The sequence below is a fragment of the Deinococcus carri genome, from assembly GCF_039545055.1.
In the GTDB taxonomy this organism is placed as follows: domain Bacteria; phylum Deinococcota; class Deinococci; order Deinococcales; family Deinococcaceae; genus Deinococcus; species Deinococcus carri.
The window spans coordinates 51,323-67,798 of sequence record NZ_BAABRP010000002.1; the positions used below are offsets into that span (position 1 = coordinate 51,323).

General features: G+C 67.0%; 22 protein-coding genes and 2 pseudogenes. 7 read left to right on the forward strand and 17 right to left on the reverse strand.

Annotated elements, in window-relative coordinates; translation table 11 throughout:
• Window positions 1–14: 14 nt before the first annotated feature.
• On the reverse strand, window positions 15–962 hold the full coding sequence (locus tag ABEA67_RS05200) for a prolipoprotein diacylglyceryl transferase (RefSeq protein ID WP_345461984.1): 948 nt from the start codon (window positions 960–962) through the stop codon (window positions 15–17).
• A gap of 136 nt (window positions 963–1,098) precedes the next feature.
• Here ABEA67_RS05200 and ABEA67_RS05205 point away from each other — a divergent pair, with 136 nt between their 5' ends.
• Window positions 1,099–1,698, forward strand: a complete 600-nt coding sequence (locus ABEA67_RS05205) for a DUF305 domain-containing protein (protein ID WP_345461987.1) — start codon at window positions 1,099–1,101, stop codon at window positions 1,696–1,698.
• A 142-nt stretch (window positions 1,699–1,840) separates the two neighbouring features.
• Complete coding sequence (locus ABEA67_RS05210) at window positions 1,841–2,608, forward strand: peptidoglycan DD-metalloendopeptidase family protein (RefSeq protein WP_345461990.1); 768 nt, start codon at window positions 1,841–1,843, stop codon at window positions 2,606–2,608.
• Between the two features lie 198 nt (window positions 2,609–2,806).
• Here ABEA67_RS05210 and ABEA67_RS05215 read toward each other — a convergent pair whose 3' ends face one another.
• From ABEA67_RS05215 to ABEA67_RS05235, 5 genes are all read right to left on the reverse strand, one after another.
• The gene (locus ABEA67_RS05215; protein ID WP_345461993.1) at window positions 2,807–3,592 is read right to left on the reverse strand and encodes a M23 family metallopeptidase; all 786 of its coding nucleotides are present in this window, start codon (window positions 3,590–3,592) and stop codon (window positions 2,807–2,809) included.
• Window positions 3,593–3,743: 151 nt separating this feature from the next.
• Entirely contained in the window at window positions 3,744–4,907 is a 1,164-nt protein-coding gene (locus ABEA67_RS05220) for a sensor histidine kinase (RefSeq protein ID WP_345461996.1), read from the reverse strand.
• Entirely contained in the window at window positions 4,891–5,571 is a 681-nt protein-coding gene (locus tag ABEA67_RS05225) for a response regulator transcription factor (RefSeq protein ID WP_345461999.1), read from the reverse strand. Before ABEA67_RS05225 ends, ABEA67_RS05220 begins: the two co-directional genes overlap by 17 nt.
• A gap of 53 nt (window positions 5,572–5,624) precedes the next feature.
• Complete coding sequence (locus ABEA67_RS05230; protein WP_345462002.1) at window positions 5,625–6,113, reverse strand: TlpA family protein disulfide reductase; 489 nt, start codon at window positions 6,111–6,113, stop codon at window positions 5,625–5,627.
• Between the two features lie 40 nt (window positions 6,114–6,153).
• The gene (locus ABEA67_RS05235) at window positions 6,154–6,681 is read right to left on the reverse strand and encodes a thioredoxin-like domain-containing protein (RefSeq protein ID WP_345462005.1); all 528 of its coding nucleotides are present in this window, start codon (window positions 6,679–6,681) and stop codon (window positions 6,154–6,156) included.
• Between the two features lie 286 nt (window positions 6,682–6,967).
• Between ABEA67_RS05235 and ABEA67_RS05240 the strand changes: the two genes are divergently transcribed.
• The 5 genes from ABEA67_RS05240 to ABEA67_RS05260 all read left to right on the forward strand — a co-directional run bounded on the left by ABEA67_RS05240 (window position 6,968) and on the right by ABEA67_RS05260 (window position 9,701).
• A complete protein-coding gene (locus ABEA67_RS05240) occupies window positions 6,968–7,264 on the forward strand; it encodes a hypothetical protein (RefSeq protein ID WP_345462008.1) in 297 nt (98 codons plus the stop codon).
• 377 nt (window positions 7,265–7,641) lie between these two features.
• Window positions 7,642–8,010: a hypothetical protein gene (locus ABEA67_RS05245; protein ID WP_345462011.1), complete on the forward strand. Its 369-nt coding sequence runs from the start codon at window positions 7,642–7,644 to the stop codon at window positions 8,008–8,010.
• 94 nt (window positions 8,011–8,104) lie between these two features.
• Window positions 8,105–8,554: a CBS domain-containing protein gene (locus ABEA67_RS05250; RefSeq protein ID WP_345462014.1), complete on the forward strand. Its 450-nt coding sequence runs from the start codon at window positions 8,105–8,107 to the stop codon at window positions 8,552–8,554.
• A gap of 50 nt (window positions 8,555–8,604) precedes the next feature.
• Complete coding sequence (locus tag ABEA67_RS05255; RefSeq protein ID WP_345462017.1) at window positions 8,605–9,228, forward strand: class I SAM-dependent methyltransferase; 624 nt, start codon at window positions 8,605–8,607, stop codon at window positions 9,226–9,228.
• Complete coding sequence (locus ABEA67_RS05260) at window positions 9,225–9,701, forward strand: hypothetical protein (protein WP_345462020.1); 477 nt, start codon at window positions 9,225–9,227, stop codon at window positions 9,699–9,701. Before ABEA67_RS05255 ends, ABEA67_RS05260 begins: the two co-directional genes overlap by 4 nt.
• A 260-nt stretch (window positions 9,702–9,961) precedes the next feature.
• On the opposite strand, the gene ABEA67_RS05265 is transcribed toward ABEA67_RS05260, so the two are convergent.
• The 11 genes and pseudogenes from ABEA67_RS05265 to ABEA67_RS05315 all read right to left on the reverse strand — a co-directional run bounded on the left by ABEA67_RS05265 (window position 9,962) and on the right by ABEA67_RS05315 (window position 16,462).
• On the reverse strand, window positions 9,962–10,087 hold the full coding sequence (locus ABEA67_RS05265) for a hypothetical protein (RefSeq protein WP_345462023.1): 126 nt from the start codon (window positions 10,085–10,087) through the stop codon (window positions 9,962–9,964).
• Entirely contained in the window at window positions 10,087–10,638 is a 552-nt protein-coding gene (locus ABEA67_RS05270) for a DUF6428 family protein (RefSeq protein ID WP_345462026.1), read from the reverse strand. Before ABEA67_RS05270 ends, ABEA67_RS05265 begins: the two co-directional genes overlap by 1 nt.
• 11 nt (window positions 10,639–10,649) lie before the next feature.
• Window positions 10,650–10,820, reverse strand: coding sequence for a hypothetical protein (locus ABEA67_RS05275; RefSeq protein WP_345462029.1), 171 nt, complete (start codon window positions 10,818–10,820; stop codon window positions 10,650–10,652).
• 26 nt (window positions 10,821–10,846) lie between these two features.
• Entirely contained in the window at window positions 10,847–11,203 is a 357-nt protein-coding gene (locus ABEA67_RS05280) for an ArsR/SmtB family transcription factor (protein ID WP_345462032.1), read from the reverse strand.
• A gap of 75 nt (window positions 11,204–11,278) precedes the next feature.
• Window positions 11,279–11,437 (reverse strand): annotated as a pseudogene (locus ABEA67_RS05285) (thioredoxin-disulfide reductase); the annotation flags it as partial.
• Window positions 11,438–11,598: 161 nt separating this feature from the next.
• Window positions 11,599–12,887: pseudogene (locus ABEA67_RS05290) on the reverse strand (arsenic transporter).
• Window positions 12,888–12,892: 5 nt separating this feature from the next.
• Window positions 12,893–13,354 carry an arsenate reductase ArsC gene (locus ABEA67_RS05295; protein ID WP_345462035.1) on the reverse strand — a complete coding sequence of 154 codons (462 nt, stop codon included), beginning with the start codon at window positions 13,352–13,354 and terminating at the stop codon, window positions 12,893–12,895.
• A gap of 4 nt (window positions 13,355–13,358) precedes the next feature.
• Window positions 13,359–13,670, reverse strand: a complete 312-nt coding sequence (locus tag ABEA67_RS05300) for an ArsR/SmtB family transcription factor (RefSeq protein WP_425557157.1) — start codon at window positions 13,668–13,670, stop codon at window positions 13,359–13,361.
• A gap of 207 nt (window positions 13,671–13,877) precedes the next feature.
• On the reverse strand, window positions 13,878–14,630 hold the full coding sequence (locus ABEA67_RS05305) for an ABC transporter permease (protein WP_345462561.1): 753 nt from the start codon (window positions 14,628–14,630) through the stop codon (window positions 13,878–13,880).
• A gap of 40 nt (window positions 14,631–14,670) precedes the next feature.
• Window positions 14,671–15,462, reverse strand: a complete 792-nt coding sequence (locus tag ABEA67_RS05310; RefSeq protein WP_345462040.1) for an ABC transporter permease — start codon at window positions 15,460–15,462, stop codon at window positions 14,671–14,673.
• On the reverse strand, window positions 15,455–16,462 hold the full coding sequence (locus tag ABEA67_RS05315) for an ABC transporter ATP-binding protein (RefSeq protein WP_345462043.1): 1,008 nt from the start codon (window positions 16,460–16,462) through the stop codon (window positions 15,455–15,457). The genes ABEA67_RS05310 and ABEA67_RS05315 overlap by 8 nt, the downstream gene beginning before the upstream one ends.
• Window positions 16,463–16,476 lie beyond the last annotated feature (14 nt).

Below are 16,476 nucleotides of genomic sequence, written 5' to 3' on the forward strand. Positions count from 1 at the left end.
AACAGGCAGGTCGGTCATGGGTGCTCCGAAGGGGAAGAAGGTCCGACCTTGGAGGTGGTGCCCGCTCTGTCACCTGGGTTCGGTTGATGGCGTATCCGCCACAGCATCCACAGGCTCACCAGAATGAGCGGGATGCTGATCAGGTGCGTCTCGGTGAAGAGGCCGATGCCCGGCGCGGTGAGGCCCTGGTTGAGATAGGTCTTGAGCGGCAGGGGGTTGAGGCGGAAGGTTTCCTCCCACCCGGCGCGCAGGATGGAGTACCACAGCCAGAACTGCCAGAAGGCCCAGCCCGCTCGGCGCGACCGCAGCCAGAAGAAGGCGGCGACCGACAGGATGATGCCGATGATCACGCCGTAGAGCTGGGTGAAGTGGACGGGCGCCGTCATCACGATCTGCCCACCGATCTCCTGGCAGTACTTGGAGAGGTCGAGGTCGGGGTTGGGGTTGGGAATGCACATGCCCTCGTGGAAGGCGCGGGCGGAATTGGGCCAGCGGAACCCGATGGGCCAGCCGGTCACGCGCCCGACCGTGTCCGTCCCGTTCATGATGTTGCCGATCCGTCCGCCGATGATCCCAAAGGCCACGCCGGGCACGCACAGGTCGGCGTACCGGTAGAAATTGAGCCGGTAGCGCCGGGTGTAGTAGATCAGGACCAGAATCCCGCCGATCAGCCCGCCGTGGATGCTGATCCCGCCCGCCCGGAGGTTGACGATGTCGAAGAGGACCCGTGGAAAGGGGATACCCGCGAACTGGTGCCAGGAGGTCAGCACGAACACCAGCCGCGCTCCCACCAGCCCCCAGATGATCATCCACAGGATCATGTCGTTGAAGAGGTTCACGTTCAGGCCGCGCTCGCGGGCCATCCTCGTGCCCACCCACACGCCCGCCACGATGCCCAGCGTGATCAGCACGCCGTACCAGGCAATCGTGAAATTGCCGATCTTCAGGAATACCGGGTCCATTCCGCCTCCGTATGGGCTGAGCGGGGCCAGCCCACCGCCACACTACGGAGCCTCTGTAAAGCTGCTGTAAAGGTCCCGGCAGAGGCTCGCTGCCCGGCTTTACACGAATTTTACAGGGCCCCACTATCTTCCGGCCATGAAACGGAACCTTCTTTTGATGGCCGTCCTCAGCGTCAGCGGGGTGGGCTTCGCGCAGGGCAGCATGGGCGGAATGGATCACAGCACCATGAGCGGCATGTCGGGGCAAAGCGGCATGACCATGCAGATGGACATGAGCGGCCTGGAGAAGCTGGGGGGGAAGGCGTTTGACCGGGCCTTTCTGAGCATGATGGTCCCGCACCACCAGATGGCCGTGGATATGGCCCGTGCGGTGCTGCCGGTCAGCAAGGACGCCACTGTGAAGCGCTGGGCGAACGCGATCATCAAGGCGCAGGAGAGCGAAATCAAGCAGATGAACACGCTGCTCAGGAGCTATGGCGGCAGTGACGCGGCCATGGCGAACATGATGAAGAGCAGCATGAGCGGCATGGCCGACATGGTGAAGAAGGCCAAGAATCCGGATGTGGCCTTTGTGCAGGGCATGATTCCCCATCACGTTTCCGCCATTGATATGGCCACCCTGGCGTTGCAGAAGAGCAGCGATGTCCGCGTCCTGAAGCTTGCCCGGGATATCGTCCGCGATCAGGCGACGGAGGCGTACGACTTCCGCCTGTGGCTGATGAAGCGCGGGACGTAAAGCGTCCCTCTGACGCGCGTGCCTCCTGCCGGGGGCACGCGCTTTTTGCCGCGCCACGACGGACGTTTGCAGGTCCGAGCGGCCGAACCTACCGCGATCTTTACGCAATCTTTACACAGGTGGGGCAAGCTGACCCCCATTCATGCGTCGTCAACTGCTGCTTGCCCTCGTCCTGTTCAGTCTCCCTGTCGCTGCCGCAGCGACGGTGAGTTCACAACCGGGCGACACCCTCAACCGTCTGGCCGTCCGGTACGGCACCACCCCCCAGGTCCTGACGGGTGCCAACCCGGCCCTGCCGCAGGGTGTCCTGAAGACGGGAACGCGCGTCACGCTGCCACCCACACCCACCCGCCTGTGGACGGTCCGGCCCGGCGATACCCTCTCGGCGATTGCCCGGCGTGAGGGGACCACCCTGGCCGCCCTGGTGTCGGCCAATCCCGGCCTGGACCCGCAGCGCCCCCTGCAGGTCGGTCAGAAGCTCACCTTGCCGTCCCGGTGGGCCGGCGCTCCGCGGTCCTCGGCCACCCCCGTCGTCCGGCCAGCGTCCATTCGCGTCACGCCGGTCATGCCCGTGACCGGCCGCGTCACCACGCCCTTCCGTGACGGGCACGAGGGGGTGGACCTGGCCGCGCCGACCGGCACGCCCATCCGCGCTGCCGCCCCCGGCGTGGTGACCGAGTCCCGCTTCGACGCCCAGAGCGGGTGGGGTTGGACGCTGGTCGTGGACCATGGGAACGGCCTGCAGACCCGCTACAGCCACAATTCCGCGAATCTTGTCCCGGTGGGCAGCCGCGTGGAAGCCGGACAGGTGATCGGCCGGGTCGGGAGTACCGGCAACAGCACCGGCCCCCACCTGGATTACCGCGTGACCGTGCAGGGGCAGCCCATCAACCCATTCAGCCTGTACTGAAGGGGCTTGAAAAGAGGCGTGGCCCGCGCTGTCTCTCGCGCCCAGTAACGCAGCCGTCTATCTTCCCTGATCAGCCGGTTCCCCACAGGCAACCGGGTGGGTGTTCAACCCACGCCGGAGCGGCCCGGCCCCCTCTCGGCGGGAAGACATCCGCCTCCTTCAGCGGAGCTTGGGGCAGGGGCGCGGCCGGGCAGGGCCTCAGCGCGCCGCGAACTGCTCGGGTGGAACGTGAGGCAATTCCAGTGGATTCACCGGCGTCCCCGCCACCAGGACCCGGTAGTCGAGGTGAGGTCCAGTGCTGTTGCCGGTGCTGCCCACCCGGGCAATCCACTGACCGGCCTCGACCTGATCGCCCACCTGGGCGATGTTCTCGCTGTTGTGGCTGTAACGGGTGCGCCAGCCGTTCCCGTGGTCGACGACGACCGTCCAGCCCCATCCGGTGCGGGTGTCCAGCCGGGATTCCGTGACCACCCCCGCTGCGGCGGCCAGGACCGGCGTGCCGCTGGGGGCGGCCAGGTCAAGGCCCGGGTGCTGCGGCGAGAACTCGCTGGTCAGCCGTGCACCGGACACGGGCAGCACCCACCGCACATTCAACTCTGCGCGCACGTCCGGATCGGCCACGGGGGCCAGGGAAGGCCCGCCGGTTTCCAGCGGCGCAGGCGGCGGTGGGACCGGTCCAGGGAGAGCGGCTTGCACGGCACCGGAAGCGGGCACCACCAGGGCACGGCCGACCATGAGGGGCTGCCTGGCATCCATGGCCGGATTCAGCGCCAGCAGGTCGGCCAGGCTGATGCCGTACCGGCGCGCGATGCCGTAGAGCGTCTCGCCCCGCTGCACCTTCCAGATCACCGCCGTGCCTGGGGGTGTTCCAGGCACGGCGGCAGGCATTTCAAGCGGAACGGCCACGGGGAGCGGGAGCGACTCTTCCGTGGCCGCAGCGACACTGGCACCGGCCAGCAGCAGGAGCATGAGTTGGGTACGCATGGACAGGAGTAAGCATGCCACATCTCTTCATGGACTGTTCATATGAATATTCATAGCTGGTGCCGCAGGGCGTCACCCCGCCCTTTGAGCAACGTGACCTGAAGGGCCACAGCCTACGCAGATCACCTGATCTCGCCAGGGTGGCACGTGCTTATGCCCCTCTGGCACCTCCGGTTGCCCGGGGGAGGGCGGCCGGCAGTTCCACGGTGAAGGTGGCCCCCTCGCCCTCGGTGCTCGTCACCTGGATGCCTCCTCCCATCGCCTCGACGAGGTGACGCGACACGGTGAGACCGACCCCCGCCCCGACGCTCTCCTCCGCGTCCCGCGCGCGCGACTGATCGGAGCGGTAGAAGCGCTCGAAGACGTGCGGCAGGTCGTGCGGGGCAATGCCTTCCCCCGTGTCCTGCACGTCCACCCATCCGGCCCTTCCGTTCCCGTCCACCCGGACGGTCACGCCGCCCCGCTGCGTGTGCCGCAGGGCGTTCGACAGCAGGTTCACCAGCACCTGGGTGAACCGGTCCGGGTCCACGAATACCTGGACATCGCGCTGCACGTCGAGGGTGAGGGAGAGTCCCTTGTTCGCGAACGGCCGCTCGAACTGCGCGCAGGCGGCGCGGGCGAGTTCCGCCAGCATGACGGGACGCGGCACCACCGGAATCACGCCCGCTTCCGCCTGCGTGACGAGCGACAGGTCCTGCGTCAGCCGCTCCAGCCGCCGGATTTCCCGGATGAGGTCCGGCCCGGCCTCCTCGAGGCGGAACACACCGTCCAGCAGCCCCTCGGTCAGGCCGCGCATGCCGGTCAGGGGGGTGCGCAGCTCGTGCGCGACCGTGCCGATCAGTTCCCGGCGGCGCACCTCGGTCGCCTCCAGGGCTTCCGCCATGCGGTTGAAGCTGCTGGTCAGCTCCCCCAGCTCATCCCCGCCCATCTCCGGCAGCCGCTCGGCGTAGTGCCCCGCCGCGATGCGGGTGCTGGCGTGGCTGACGCGTTTCACGGACCGCAGAATCTGGCGGCTGACCCAGGCACTGACGGCCAGCGCCACCAGCAGCGTCATGAAGCTGGCGACGGCCAGCGCACTCCCGAACGCGCCGGTGAAGCCCTCGGACAGTTGCCGGCGCATTTCCGGGATGTTGCGGATGCCGAACATCTGCACCATCTGCTCAATGTGCGTGCGATAGAAGAGCGGCGCGGTCCACTCGGCAATCATGATCATCGTTGTCGCGGCCAGCGCAATCACCGCCAGGTACGAGAGCAGCAGCTTCGCCCTCAGCCCCAGCCCGACCGCAGCCCTCCCGGGCCTACTCGGCCCGGCCAAAGCGGTAGCCCACTCCCCGAACGGCGTGAATGAAGCGCGGCGCCTGCCCGGACTCCCCCAGGCGCTTGCGCAGGCTCACCAGGTGCACGTCCACCACCCGGTCCACCCCGGGAAAATCCTCCCCCCACACCCGGCGGATCAGCTCGTTGCGGGTGAACACCCGCCCCGGCGCCCTGGCGAGTTCGTACAGCAGGTCGAACTCCAGGGCGCTCAGGTCCAGTGCCTGCCCGGCGAGGCTCGCCGTGCGCGTCATCGGGTCCACCCGCAGGTCCTCGTACATGACCGGGAGGGGGGCGGCCTCGCCGGAGGTGCGGCGCAGGATCGCCTTCACGCGCGCGACCAGTTCCCGGGGGCTGAACGGCTTGACCACGTAGTCGTCCGCGCCCAGTTCCAGGCCCAGGACCCGGTCGAACTCCTCCCCACGGGCGGTGAGCAGGATGATGGGCACGTTCGAGGACGCCCGCACCCGTTTGCACACCTCCAGCCCGTTCATTTTCGGCAGCATCACGTCCAGCACCACGAGCGCGAGGCCGCCCGCCTCCGCCTGCCGCAGGCCGTCCAAACCGTCAGCGGCGGTCTGCACCTGGAACCCCTCGCGCTCCAGGTAGGCCGCCGCGACCTTGCGCACGCTTGGTTCGTCGTCCACCACCAGCACTGTGGTCATGCGTCCCCCAGTATGTCAGCCGGTCAGGGGCTCCAGCAGGTTCCCGAAGCCCCTCAGAACCGCACCCCGATCCGCCGGGCACTGGCCCGGAGGGCTTCAGGCGTGAAGGGTCCATTGTGCTTCTCCTGAACCACACCGTTCGTGTCGATGAAAAACGTTTCGGGAATCCCCGCGACGCCGTAGTCGATCGCGACGCGTGACTGCGGATCGAGCACGCTGGGGTAAGGCACGGCGAACTCCCGGACAAAGGCCCGCGCGGCCTCCGGCTGATCCTGGAACACCACGCCAACCATCGTGAGGTTCCGGGCGTCCCGCGCGAACTCCCCCAGCAGGGGGGCTTCCTCCCGGCAGGGAATGCACCATGAGGCCCAGAAGTTCACGACCACCGGCTCACCCAGATGGTCACGCAGACGAAAGGGCTTGCCGTCAAGCGTGATGAGCGTGAAGTCCGGGGCGGGCTTGCCCACCAGCGGTGACGCGGGTCCCTTGTTGGGCTGCAGGAGGGCGACGGCCAGAACCGCCACCACAACCGCGGCCAGCACCGGGGGCAACCAGCGCCGGACCTGTCCTGGCCGGCGCGGTTCAGTCGGGGAAGCGTTCGGGGGCACGGTTCTTGTACCGTTCGATGAACTCGACGATCTTCGCCTCGTCCAGGGTGTCCAGGGTGTACAGCCGGCGCCAGGCGGTGAGGGCCAGCGGCACCTTGAGCTGCGAGTTCGGCGCGACGACCGTCTTGTTCGGGAAGCGCCGCTGAATGTCCTCCAGCTTGCCCACGTCCCCCTTCAGCAAGGACGGGTTGTACTGGATCACCACGCCGCCGTGCTCCAGGTTGTGCACCAGGGTCTCCGGCGCGATCTCGTACACGAAGGTGCCCCAGGGCTGGGGCTGGACGTAATGCGGGCCGCTGGTGGCGGGGAAGGAGTTGTACGCGGGGTGCTGGGCGCCGACAGCGATGTGCTCCTGCCCCTGGTTGGGGAACGTCTGGCCCAGCCCTCCGGCTTCGCCGCCGGAACGGGACCACCAGGCCCCGCCGATCAACGCCAGCACGGCGGCGCCCACCAGCACCCCCAGCCAGGGACTCCGGCGTGGCGGCGCAGAGGTGAATTTCACGTTGGGTTTCCTGCTCGCTTTCGTCACGTTCCCACCGTACCGGCCCTCTGTAAAACTCCGATAAAGCTAAACGTCAGGGGGAAAGGCGCCGCAGCGCTGCGTGACCGGGTACGGTTTATCAAAGCTGAACACAGCTGTGACAGGGACGGCCGTGAAGCGAGGCTCCACCCGGCTTGCTGCGCTGTCCCTGTCGGCTCCAGCACGCATGGACCTCAAGGGAAAGCAGCCAACCCGGTCCGTGTGCCAGACGCCCAAGCCCTGGTGTGGCTTCCCGTCGGCTGCCTCCTTGTTCGGCCGCCATGACGGTGTGCGGGTCAGCAGCGACCAGAGGGCGACCTGGCAGGAGCGGCTGGACAAAGCCAATTTCGGCGCAATGAATATCCAGCAGGCTGAGAAGACCATGGTCATCGCCGGCCATAACGTGTACGCCACCTCCCCAAGCGGGAAGCGGCGGACGAACCGAAACCCCAGAGGGCTGGGCGGCACGGACCTGCCAGGGTACGCGGTGGCCCGCAACAACCTTGGCCTCACCCCGCCTGGGAAGCTGGGAAGGGCCTCTGTGGCAGCACTGACGGCGGCGTGACCTGGAAGCGCCTCGCGGCACAGCACCTCTCCCCGGGTGTAATGAAACTCGACGCTGGCCCGCATGCGAATACCGGTATGCGCCGGCATCCGGCGTTCCACGAACGGCGGGACGTCCTGTGCGGCGCTGGGCATGCCCGAAGCGTAGCCCTACACCCTGGTGTGGCGGCAGCGGAAGAATGCCTGGGTGCGCACCGCCGATGAAGTGGCCTCCTGAGCGCCGTGCATCCCAAACGTGTGGGTGGACCAAGAGAGCGCTGTACACCGGCACGAGGACTGAAGTCTGGGGCACCTGCGCCCGCCCTACTTTATTGACGCTGAACAGAGTGCAGGTACGTTGATCCCGTCCGGCCGTTCAACCGGACCACGGGAGGTTCCATGAAGCGAGCTGTTCTCACCGCGGTGCTGGTGCTGTCCGGCGCGCTCGCCCAGGGCACCACGACCCAGGGCATGGGGCAGGGCGGAGACATGATGCAGGCGTGTATGCAGATGATGCAGGGCATGGGTGGGGCCGGAAGCATGCCCATGATGGGCGGACCCGCTGACCCCGCCCCGGACCTCGGCCGCACCGCGATCGAAGCGGTCGCGCGGGCGTTTCTGCAAGGACAGTCCACGGGCGGGCCGGTGCGGATCACGGGTGTCGACCGCTCAGGCGAGGTCTACCAGGTCCGCTACCTCCGGGGAACTCGGGCTGGCACCCTGCGGATTCACGCGACCAGCGGCGACGTGCTCCCTGCCTCGCGCTAAAGCCCGCCTGAGGACCACTTCACCCACGCCCACCCTTCATCCCGCACTGTAGAGATTGGGCTTTTTGGTTCCAGCCCTGTTCAAGGAGGACGATATGCAGGTACGAGACGTCATGACCAGCAACCCCGCCTGCTGCACGCCGGACACGCCGCTGCCCGAGATTGCGCAGATGATGGCCGATCACGACTGCGGCTGCATCCCTGTTGTTGAGGATCAGGGCAGCAAAAAGCCGATCGGGATGATCACGGACCGCGACATTGCCCTGCGGGGCGTCGCCCAGGGCGGGGACGTGAGCACCATGACGGCAGGCGACTGCATGTCCACGCCGGTCGTGACGGTCACACCGGAAGACAGCGTGGATGACTGCTGCCGCAAGATGGAGGACAACCAGGTGCGCCGCGTTGCCGTGGTGGACAACCAGGGTGGCTGCTGCGGGATGGTGGCACAGGCCGACGTGGCGCTGAACACCGGCGGCCAGGCGAGCGAGGTGGTGCGGGGAGTCTCCCAGCCCACGGACAGCGCGAACAACGTCCAGGGGCAGTAAGTTGAGCTGTTGAGGGGCGCGCCCCTTTCTTTTGAGCAGGGAGGACCGCCATGGCGAACGCACAGCGTGTCCAGCGCCTCTACGACCGCGCCGCTTCCCGGTACGACGCTGCGACCCGTACGCAGATGCTGGACGAACTGCGCTCCGGGTTGTGCGCTCAAGCGCGTGGGGACGTGCTGGAACTCGGGGTGGGGACCGGCGCGACGTTCGCGCACTACCTGAACGCCCTGCACAGCCTCACCGCGCTGGACCTGAGTGGCGCGATGCTGCACGAGGCGCACGAGAAGAGCCTGGCCCTGCCGTTCCCGGTGCACCTGATGCAGCGTGACTTCCAGACCCTGCCGTTCGAGGACGCCCGCTTCGACACGGTCGTGAGTTACCTGGGCCTGTGCGGGATTCCGGACCCGGTGGGGCTGTTTGCCGAGGTGCGGCGGGTGCTGCGACCCGGCGGCCAGCTTCTCGCCTTGGAGCATGTGCGCCCCCCACACCCGTGGCTGGGCCTGGTGGCCGACCTGATCGACCCGGCCTTCGATCATGTGGTCGGCTGCCACCCGAACCGGCGTACGGCTGAGCTGCTGGGCGCGGCGGGCTTTGCCGTGAGGGTGCAGGAACGGCGGCTGGGCGGCCTGCTGGTGACGCTCGCCGCCACACCCGACCTGGAGGGTGGCACGTGACCACGGTCCGGCCCCCAGTCAAGAGGATCCTCGCCAGAACCTCCAGTGTCGCCTTCGGCCTCAACTTCGCCTGGGAGATGCTGCAAATGCCGCTCTTTCAGGGGATGAACTGGTCGCCTGGCTCCTGGGCGCTGTGCGCTGCAGCGTCCTTGGGTGACGCCGCCTTCTCCGCAGCCGCGTATGGCGCGCTGGCGTGGGCGCATCGGGACGCGTGGTGGGTGTGCCGCCGTGACGGGCTGGACGTCGTGCTGATCTTTGTGGGAGGTCTCCTGGCCGCAGTCGTGGGCGAGTGGGTATCGCACGCGCTGGGCTGGTGGTCGTACAGCCCCCTGATGCCACGGGTGCCGGGTCTGGGAGTCGGTGTGGTGCCATTCGTGCAACTGGCCCTGCTCACCGTCGTCACGTTCGAACTCCTGCGAGCCTCGGGCGGGTGCCGCCCGCACACCAAGCCTGAACCGATGGACGGGGAGTGAGGGCAGGCAAGTTAAGGCCACCGGGTCTGAGCAGCAGTGTCCTGATCTGGCGCGCTGCAGAGGGGATGCGTGGGGTTGCCGGAGAAGGGCAGGCCCGGCCGGGCGAGAGGTGGTTTAAGGAATCTGCTACCGAGCGCAAAGTGAAGCGATTTCACAAGCGGGGGGAGAAATGTACCGCTTTTGGACAGTGGCGGCAGTTTTGGTGGCCTCTGGCAGCCTGAGTTGGGGGATGAATGGGTAAATTTCTACCTCTTTGCACCTCAGCGCACCTTCCCTGACACATCCCCGAGAAGGAGTTGGGCGTAGTACAGCGCGCCGTAACTAACGGTGGAGAGAACGGCCAGCGTCCTCACGAGCGGGCGCTGGCCGGGAACCGGGTCAGGCATCAGCCCAGCGTGATGAGGTCCGTGGTCGCTGGGCCACAGCAACCGCTGCCGGGCGCGCAGGCATCCTCGGCTTCCGCTGAGGTGGTGGGCTGGCCGCAGGCGTCCCCGGCCTTGCACTGCACGCCCGGCGTCCGCAGATGAACGATGACCCGCTCTGCCTGGGGTTCGATGTGCGTGACGTGGTACTGCATCGCGGACGTCACGCTGTTGCCGTACTCGAAGCGCACTTCCGCCTCATCCCGCACGGAGATGTGCTTCACCACCCGGTCGTAGATGGCGAGGAACTTGCGGTTGGTCATGAATCCAGCCTGTGCTTCCTCGGCGCTGCCGTCCATCAGTTGAATGATCGTCTCGCGCCAGGCATTTGCCTTCCCGCCGCAGTCCATAGATTCGACCGTCACCGCCTTGACTTCAGTGACATGGTAACCGGGAGGGACGAGCCGTTCACCGTGCAGGTGGAATTCGAGGGGCCGCTGCGGCTGGGCACGCAGGGTATCGAGCAGGGTGTGCGTGGTGGTGTGGTCAGCAAGGCCGGGAATGGTCTGGGTCATGGCAGGCTCCTTCAGCAGGGGGGGCAGGGCGTGGGCTGCGGGGCGACAGGGTGGAACAGGGGCCACCGGGAATGCTTCACCCGTTCAGGCCGGGCCTGGCGAACCAGGCGCTCGTGGTCGGCTTCCCGGCGCAGTTCTGCGGGACGGGCGAGGGCGACGAACAGCAACCAGAGGGTGTTCATGGCGTCTCCTGATGGGTGAGGGGCGGCTAGGAAGCCTGGGCTGGGGAGCGGGCAGCGGACGTGGCGCAGGTGGACACAGGAGCGGCCTGAGCCTTCAGCCCGTCGAGAAGGGTCTGCACGGTCTGGAGGCCCGCCGCACTCAGGGCGTAGTGCATCCAGCGGCCCCGTTTCTTGGCGGTGACGAGGCCCGCCTGGACTAGCAGGCGCATGTGGTGGCTGACGGTGGGCTGGGCCAGGCCCAGGGAGGTCACAAGGTCGCAGGCACAGACGCCTTCCCCGTTCTGGCAACACTCCGGCGTGGCCGTGGCGAGGAAGTGCAGGGCCTTCAGGCGGTGGGGATCGCCCAGCGCCTTGAACACCTCTGCTGTCGTATTGAAATCCATAGATGTATACTGATAGAGAGATTCAGATTTGTCAATACGATGGGCTGGGGAGAAGCGCGCTTCTCCCCAGCCCACTTAGCCAGAGGCCGTCTCGCTTTCGAGCTCCAGCGCACGCTCAGCGCTCATAGCAGCGCGGGTGCCTGCCCCAACGCTGGTGGCGAGCTGGCGGTAGACGTCATCGGACACGTCGCCCGCCGCAAACAGCAGGGGCACGCTGGTATAAATCTCGTCCGTCCAGTGGGAACAGGGGAACGCTGAGCAAGACGTAGGCAACGAACACGCGAGCGGCGGCAGGCCATGCACCCGTCACGAGGAAGGACACCAGGGCGACGAGCGGGACGAGGCCCAGAAGGCTGAGCAGCCGGAAACGGGATTCAGGTATCAGAACCTGCATCTCAACCGCCCACACTCAGGCGCAGCGCGAGGGCCGCCAGCGTGACCAGCAGCACAGGCAGCGTGAGGACGATACCGACCTTGAAATACTGACCCCACCCGATGCGGACCCCCTTGCTGGCGAGCACATGCAGCCACAGCAGCGTGGCGAGGCTGCCGATGGGCGTGATCTTCGGCCCCAAGTCGTTGCCGACGACGTTGGCGTAGACCATGCCCTGCTTGACCGCGCCGGTCACCTGACTCGCATCGATGGCGAGCGCGCCGATCAGGACGCTGGGCATGTTATTCATCACGCTGGCGAGGAGGGCGGTGAGGAAGCCAGTCCCCAGGGTGGCGGTCCAGAGACCCCCTTGAGCCAGCCGGTCAAGCACACCCGCCAGCAGGTCGGTCAACCCAGCATTCCGCAGGCCGTACACGACCAGGTACATCCCCAGGGAGAAAATCACGATCTGCCAGGGCGCGCCCTTCAGGACGTTCCGGGTACTCACGACGTGCCCACGCGCCGCGACGATCCAGAGCAGGGCCGCGCCGAGGACGGCGAGCGCACTGACCGGCACCCCCAGCGGTCCAGCGGCGAAGTACCTCACCAGCAGCACCCCGAGGACGATCCAGCCCACCCGGAAGACGTTCGGGTCGCGGAGAGCGCTCTCAGGCGCTTCCAGCGTGCCCGGATCGTACCGCTCGGGCAGGTCGCGGCGGAACATCAGGTACAGGACGCCCAGGCTGGCGAGGATCGCCGCCAGGTCCACCGGCACCATGACCCCGGCGTACTGCCCGAAGTTCAGGTTGAAGTAGTCGGCGCTGACGATATTCACCAGGTTGCTGATGACCAGGGCAGGCTGGCACTGTCCGCGATGAAGCCGGTGGCGAGGATGAAGGCCAGGGTGGCGGCGGGCCGGAAGCCCAGCGCGGTGAGCATGGCGAGCACGATGGGCGTGAGGATCAACGCCGTGCCGTCGTTGGCGAAGAGGGCACTCACCGCCGCGCCCAGCAGGATCACCAGCGCGAACAGCAGGGGGCCGCGCCCGCCGCCCCAGCGCGCCACGTGCAGGGCGGCCCAGCGGAAGAACCCAGCTTCGTCGAGGATCAGGCTGATGATGATGAGGGCGACGAAGGTGATGGTCGCGTTCCAGACGATGTCCCACACCACGTGAATGTCCGCGAGGTGGACAACGCCAGTGAGCAGGGCGAGAACAGCACCCAGGGAGGCACTCCAGCCGATGCCGAGGCCCCGGGGCTGCCAAATGACCAGGACCAGGGTGAACAGGAAGATCAGAACAGCAAGCAGCATCGGGCTTACTGCGCGTTCACAGCGGGGCTGTCTTCGTAACTGGCGGGCGCGGGCTGCCCGTCCTTGAGCGCCTGCACGAAGGCGTCGAACTGGTGCCCCAACTGGTCGCGCACCTCCCGCCAGCGGTCGAGGCTTCCCCCACTGGGGTCAACGAACGGGTAGTGCCGCCGGGTGGTCTTGCCGGGGTACACCGGGCACGCCTCGGCAGCCGAGTCGCACACCGTCACCACGTAATCGAAGTTCTGAGGGTCGGGCACGTCGTAGAGCGTCTTGCTGGTGTGCCCTTCCAGGCTCAGGCCGATCTCCTGCATGACGGTCTTGGCATCGTCCTTCACGCGGGTGGCTTCTGTGCCAGCGGACTGCACGTCGAGGTCGAGGCCCAGGCGCTGTGTCGCAGCACGGGTGAGGGCTTCGGCCATCTGCGAGCGGGCGGAGTTGTGGGTACAGAGGATCAGGACACGGGTCATGCTTTCAGCATATGGATTTACTTTGATGCGTCAAGCTGGGCGAGCCAGTAAAAATCTCGTTCAGAAGCGCTCCACCCAACCGGAACAATTGATCCTGCCGCAGGGTGTAGTAGGTGTTCTTGCCGCGCTGCTCGGCGGTGACCAACTCAGCCTCCCGTAAGATACCCAGGTGGTAGGACACCTTGGATTGCGGCAGTTCCAACAGGGCTTCCAGATCACACACGCAGCGCTCGCCCCCAGCGAGGTGCCGGATCAGGTCATACCGAATCTCGTGGGAAAGCGCCTTGAGCTGGTCAAGGACGCCGGGAACGGCCAGAGTCGTCACCCATCTATTCTATTGGATAGACCCCACGCCTTCCTTGAGGGCGGGGGTGTGCGGTACATTTTCCCCCCGCTTGTGAAATCGCTTCACTTTGCGCTCGGGAGCAGATTCCTTATACCACCCCCGGGCGTCCCGCTTCGTTGGGGTAGACGACCACAGGACTTTACGTCGTCCTGCTCACCTGTGCCGGACGCCCTGGGATCAGGCCCCCGCACCTTCATACCGCGCCAGCCCCCGCTGCCAGACCAGCAGGCCGATGCCGAAGACCACCAGACCGACTGGCAGGGTCAGCCACCCGAACAACGTATATTCCCCTCGCAGCAAGCCCGCCGCCGGGTAGAACGCCATGAAGGCGTAAGGGAGCACGAACGTCAGCAGGAACCGCAGGGCCCCCGGATACAGGGTCAGCGGGTACCGCGAGAAGTTGATGGTGTTGTAGAAGACCGGGAAGAAGCCGATCCCGCGCTCCTGCGTCCAGAAGCTGGTGCTCGCCACCGCCACCCACAGGCCCCCGTACACCAGCCACGCCCCAATGACACCGGTGACGGCCATGAGCAGATCGGCGGGGGACCACGTGAAGCCCAAGCGGGCCGAGGCGACTCTGAGCACCACGAGGCCCAGCACCACCCCGTTGAGGGCCTGGGGGCGCAGCAGTTCAAGCTGTACCTGAAGCAGACTCCCCAGCGGCCGGGTCAGCACGCGGTCCAGCTCCCCGCCCACCACGTAGCGCCCGCCCACTTCCGAGAGCGCCGCGAACGAGGCGTTGAACAGTGCGAAGGGAATCAGGAAGAAGCCGTAGATGAACAGCGCCTCCTCGAACGACCACCCTGCCAGAGCCTTCACCCGCGTGAACACCACCGCTAGGAACGCGAGGTCCACCGCCTGAAGCAGCAGGTCTGACCCTACCTGCACCAGGAAGTCCGCCCGGTAGGAAAGCCGCGCCTTGGCGAGCATGGACACATACGCGAGTGTGAGAGCAAGCTGCCTCCGCATGTCAGCCTCCCTGCACGGTCAGGCGGTCCAGGGCGCGGCGCCACAGCCGCCGCAGGACCACGAACAGCACCAGCACCCAGGCGAGCTGCACCAGCAGGCCCCGCAGGATGTTCAGCTCTCCCAGGTACATGGCGACGGGCGTATACGTGATCGCCTGGAACGGCAGCCAGGCCAGGATCACCTGCGCCCAGCCCGGAAAGAACGTCAGCGGGATCAGCACGCCCCCCAGCAGGTCCACCATCGCGTTCTTGGCGCGCTGAATGCCGATGGTGTGCTCGGTGAACACGGCCGTCAGGCCGACGAGCAGGTTGAGCTGCGCGTACACCAGAAAGGCCAGCGGCGTTCCCAGCAGAAAGCCCAGGGTCGGGACGAGGCCCTGCGGGGGCTGCACCCGGTACACGCTGGCGATCACCACCGCAGCGGGGAGCGTAAAGAGAAACGCCCTGACCAGCGCCTCCCCGGCGGCACTCGCCACCCGCGACCAGGGGTAGTCCACCGGGCGCAGCAAGGACAGGGCAATGTCGCCGCGCCGCACGTCCTCCGTCACCTCCCGGTCGAGCGTGTTGGTGTAGAGGGACCTGAGCACCCACGCAACCGCCACGTACGTCAGCGCTTCACGAATGTTGAGCCCGCCCACGCTTGCCTGCCCGGCGTAAATGGCGCGGTAGACCGCGGCGTACACGCTGACGTAGATGAAGTACGACAGAACGCCGATCAGGAAGCGGGTGCGGTTGGCGATCAGATCGAAGAACCGCAGTCTCGCAAAGCCCCAGTACACGCCCCACTCAGGCACGTCGGCCCCGTTCGTACAGTTCCCGCACCACGTCCTCGATGCTCGCCTCCCGCAGCTCAAGGTCCTCGGCAGGCACCGCGGCCAGCGTCCGCGCCACCAGATCGGGCGTGCGAACACGTCGTCCGTCGTACACCGCGCTGTAGCGCCCCTTGCCCTCCTCGACCCAGGCCACGGCCAGCTCCCTGGTGGCGGCGTTCAGGGCTGCCAGGCTGCTCGGCGGAGCCACCACCGTCACCCGGTCGCCCCGGCCCAGGTCTGAGCGCAGTTCGCGGGTCGTGCCATCAAAGATCAGTTGCCCCGCGTCGATGACCATCACCCGGTCGCTGATGGCTTCCACGTCTCCCAGGTCGTGGGTGGTGAGGAGCAGCGTCGTGCCGAGATCGCGGTTGATCTGCCGCAGGAAGGCTCGGATGCGCGCCTTGACGCTCACATCGAGGCCGATGGTGGGTTCATCGAGGAAGACCACCGGCGGGGCGTGCAGCAGGGCCGCCGCGAGGTCCGCCCGGACCCGTTGGCCCAGGGAGAGTTTGCGGGCGGGCGTGGTGAGCAGGCCCCCGAGGTCCAGCACCTCGTCGAACAGTTCCAGCCGTTCCTGGAAGACGGCTTCGGGTACCCCGTACACCCGTTGTAGCAGGCGCAGGGACTCGATCACGGCCAGGTCGAACCACAGGGTGGTGCGCTGGCCGAACACCACGCCGATGTGCCGCACGTACGCCTGCCGGTCCCGGTGCGGGTGGAAGTCCAGCACGCGCAGTTCCCCACCGCTGGGTTTGAGGATGCCCGCCAGCATCTTCACGGTCGTGGACTTCCCCGCGCCGTTCGGTCCCAGGTAGGCGACGCTCTCGCCCCGCTGGATGTCGAAGGTCACGTCCTGCACCGCCTGCACCGTGCGGTACTCGGGGTTCAGGAGGTCCTGGAACGCTCCCGTCAGCCCGGGGCGACGGATGGGGACGCGGTACGTGCGCTTCAGGTGACGGGCGTGGATGATGGGGTCGCTCATGCGGTGCCGAGCGA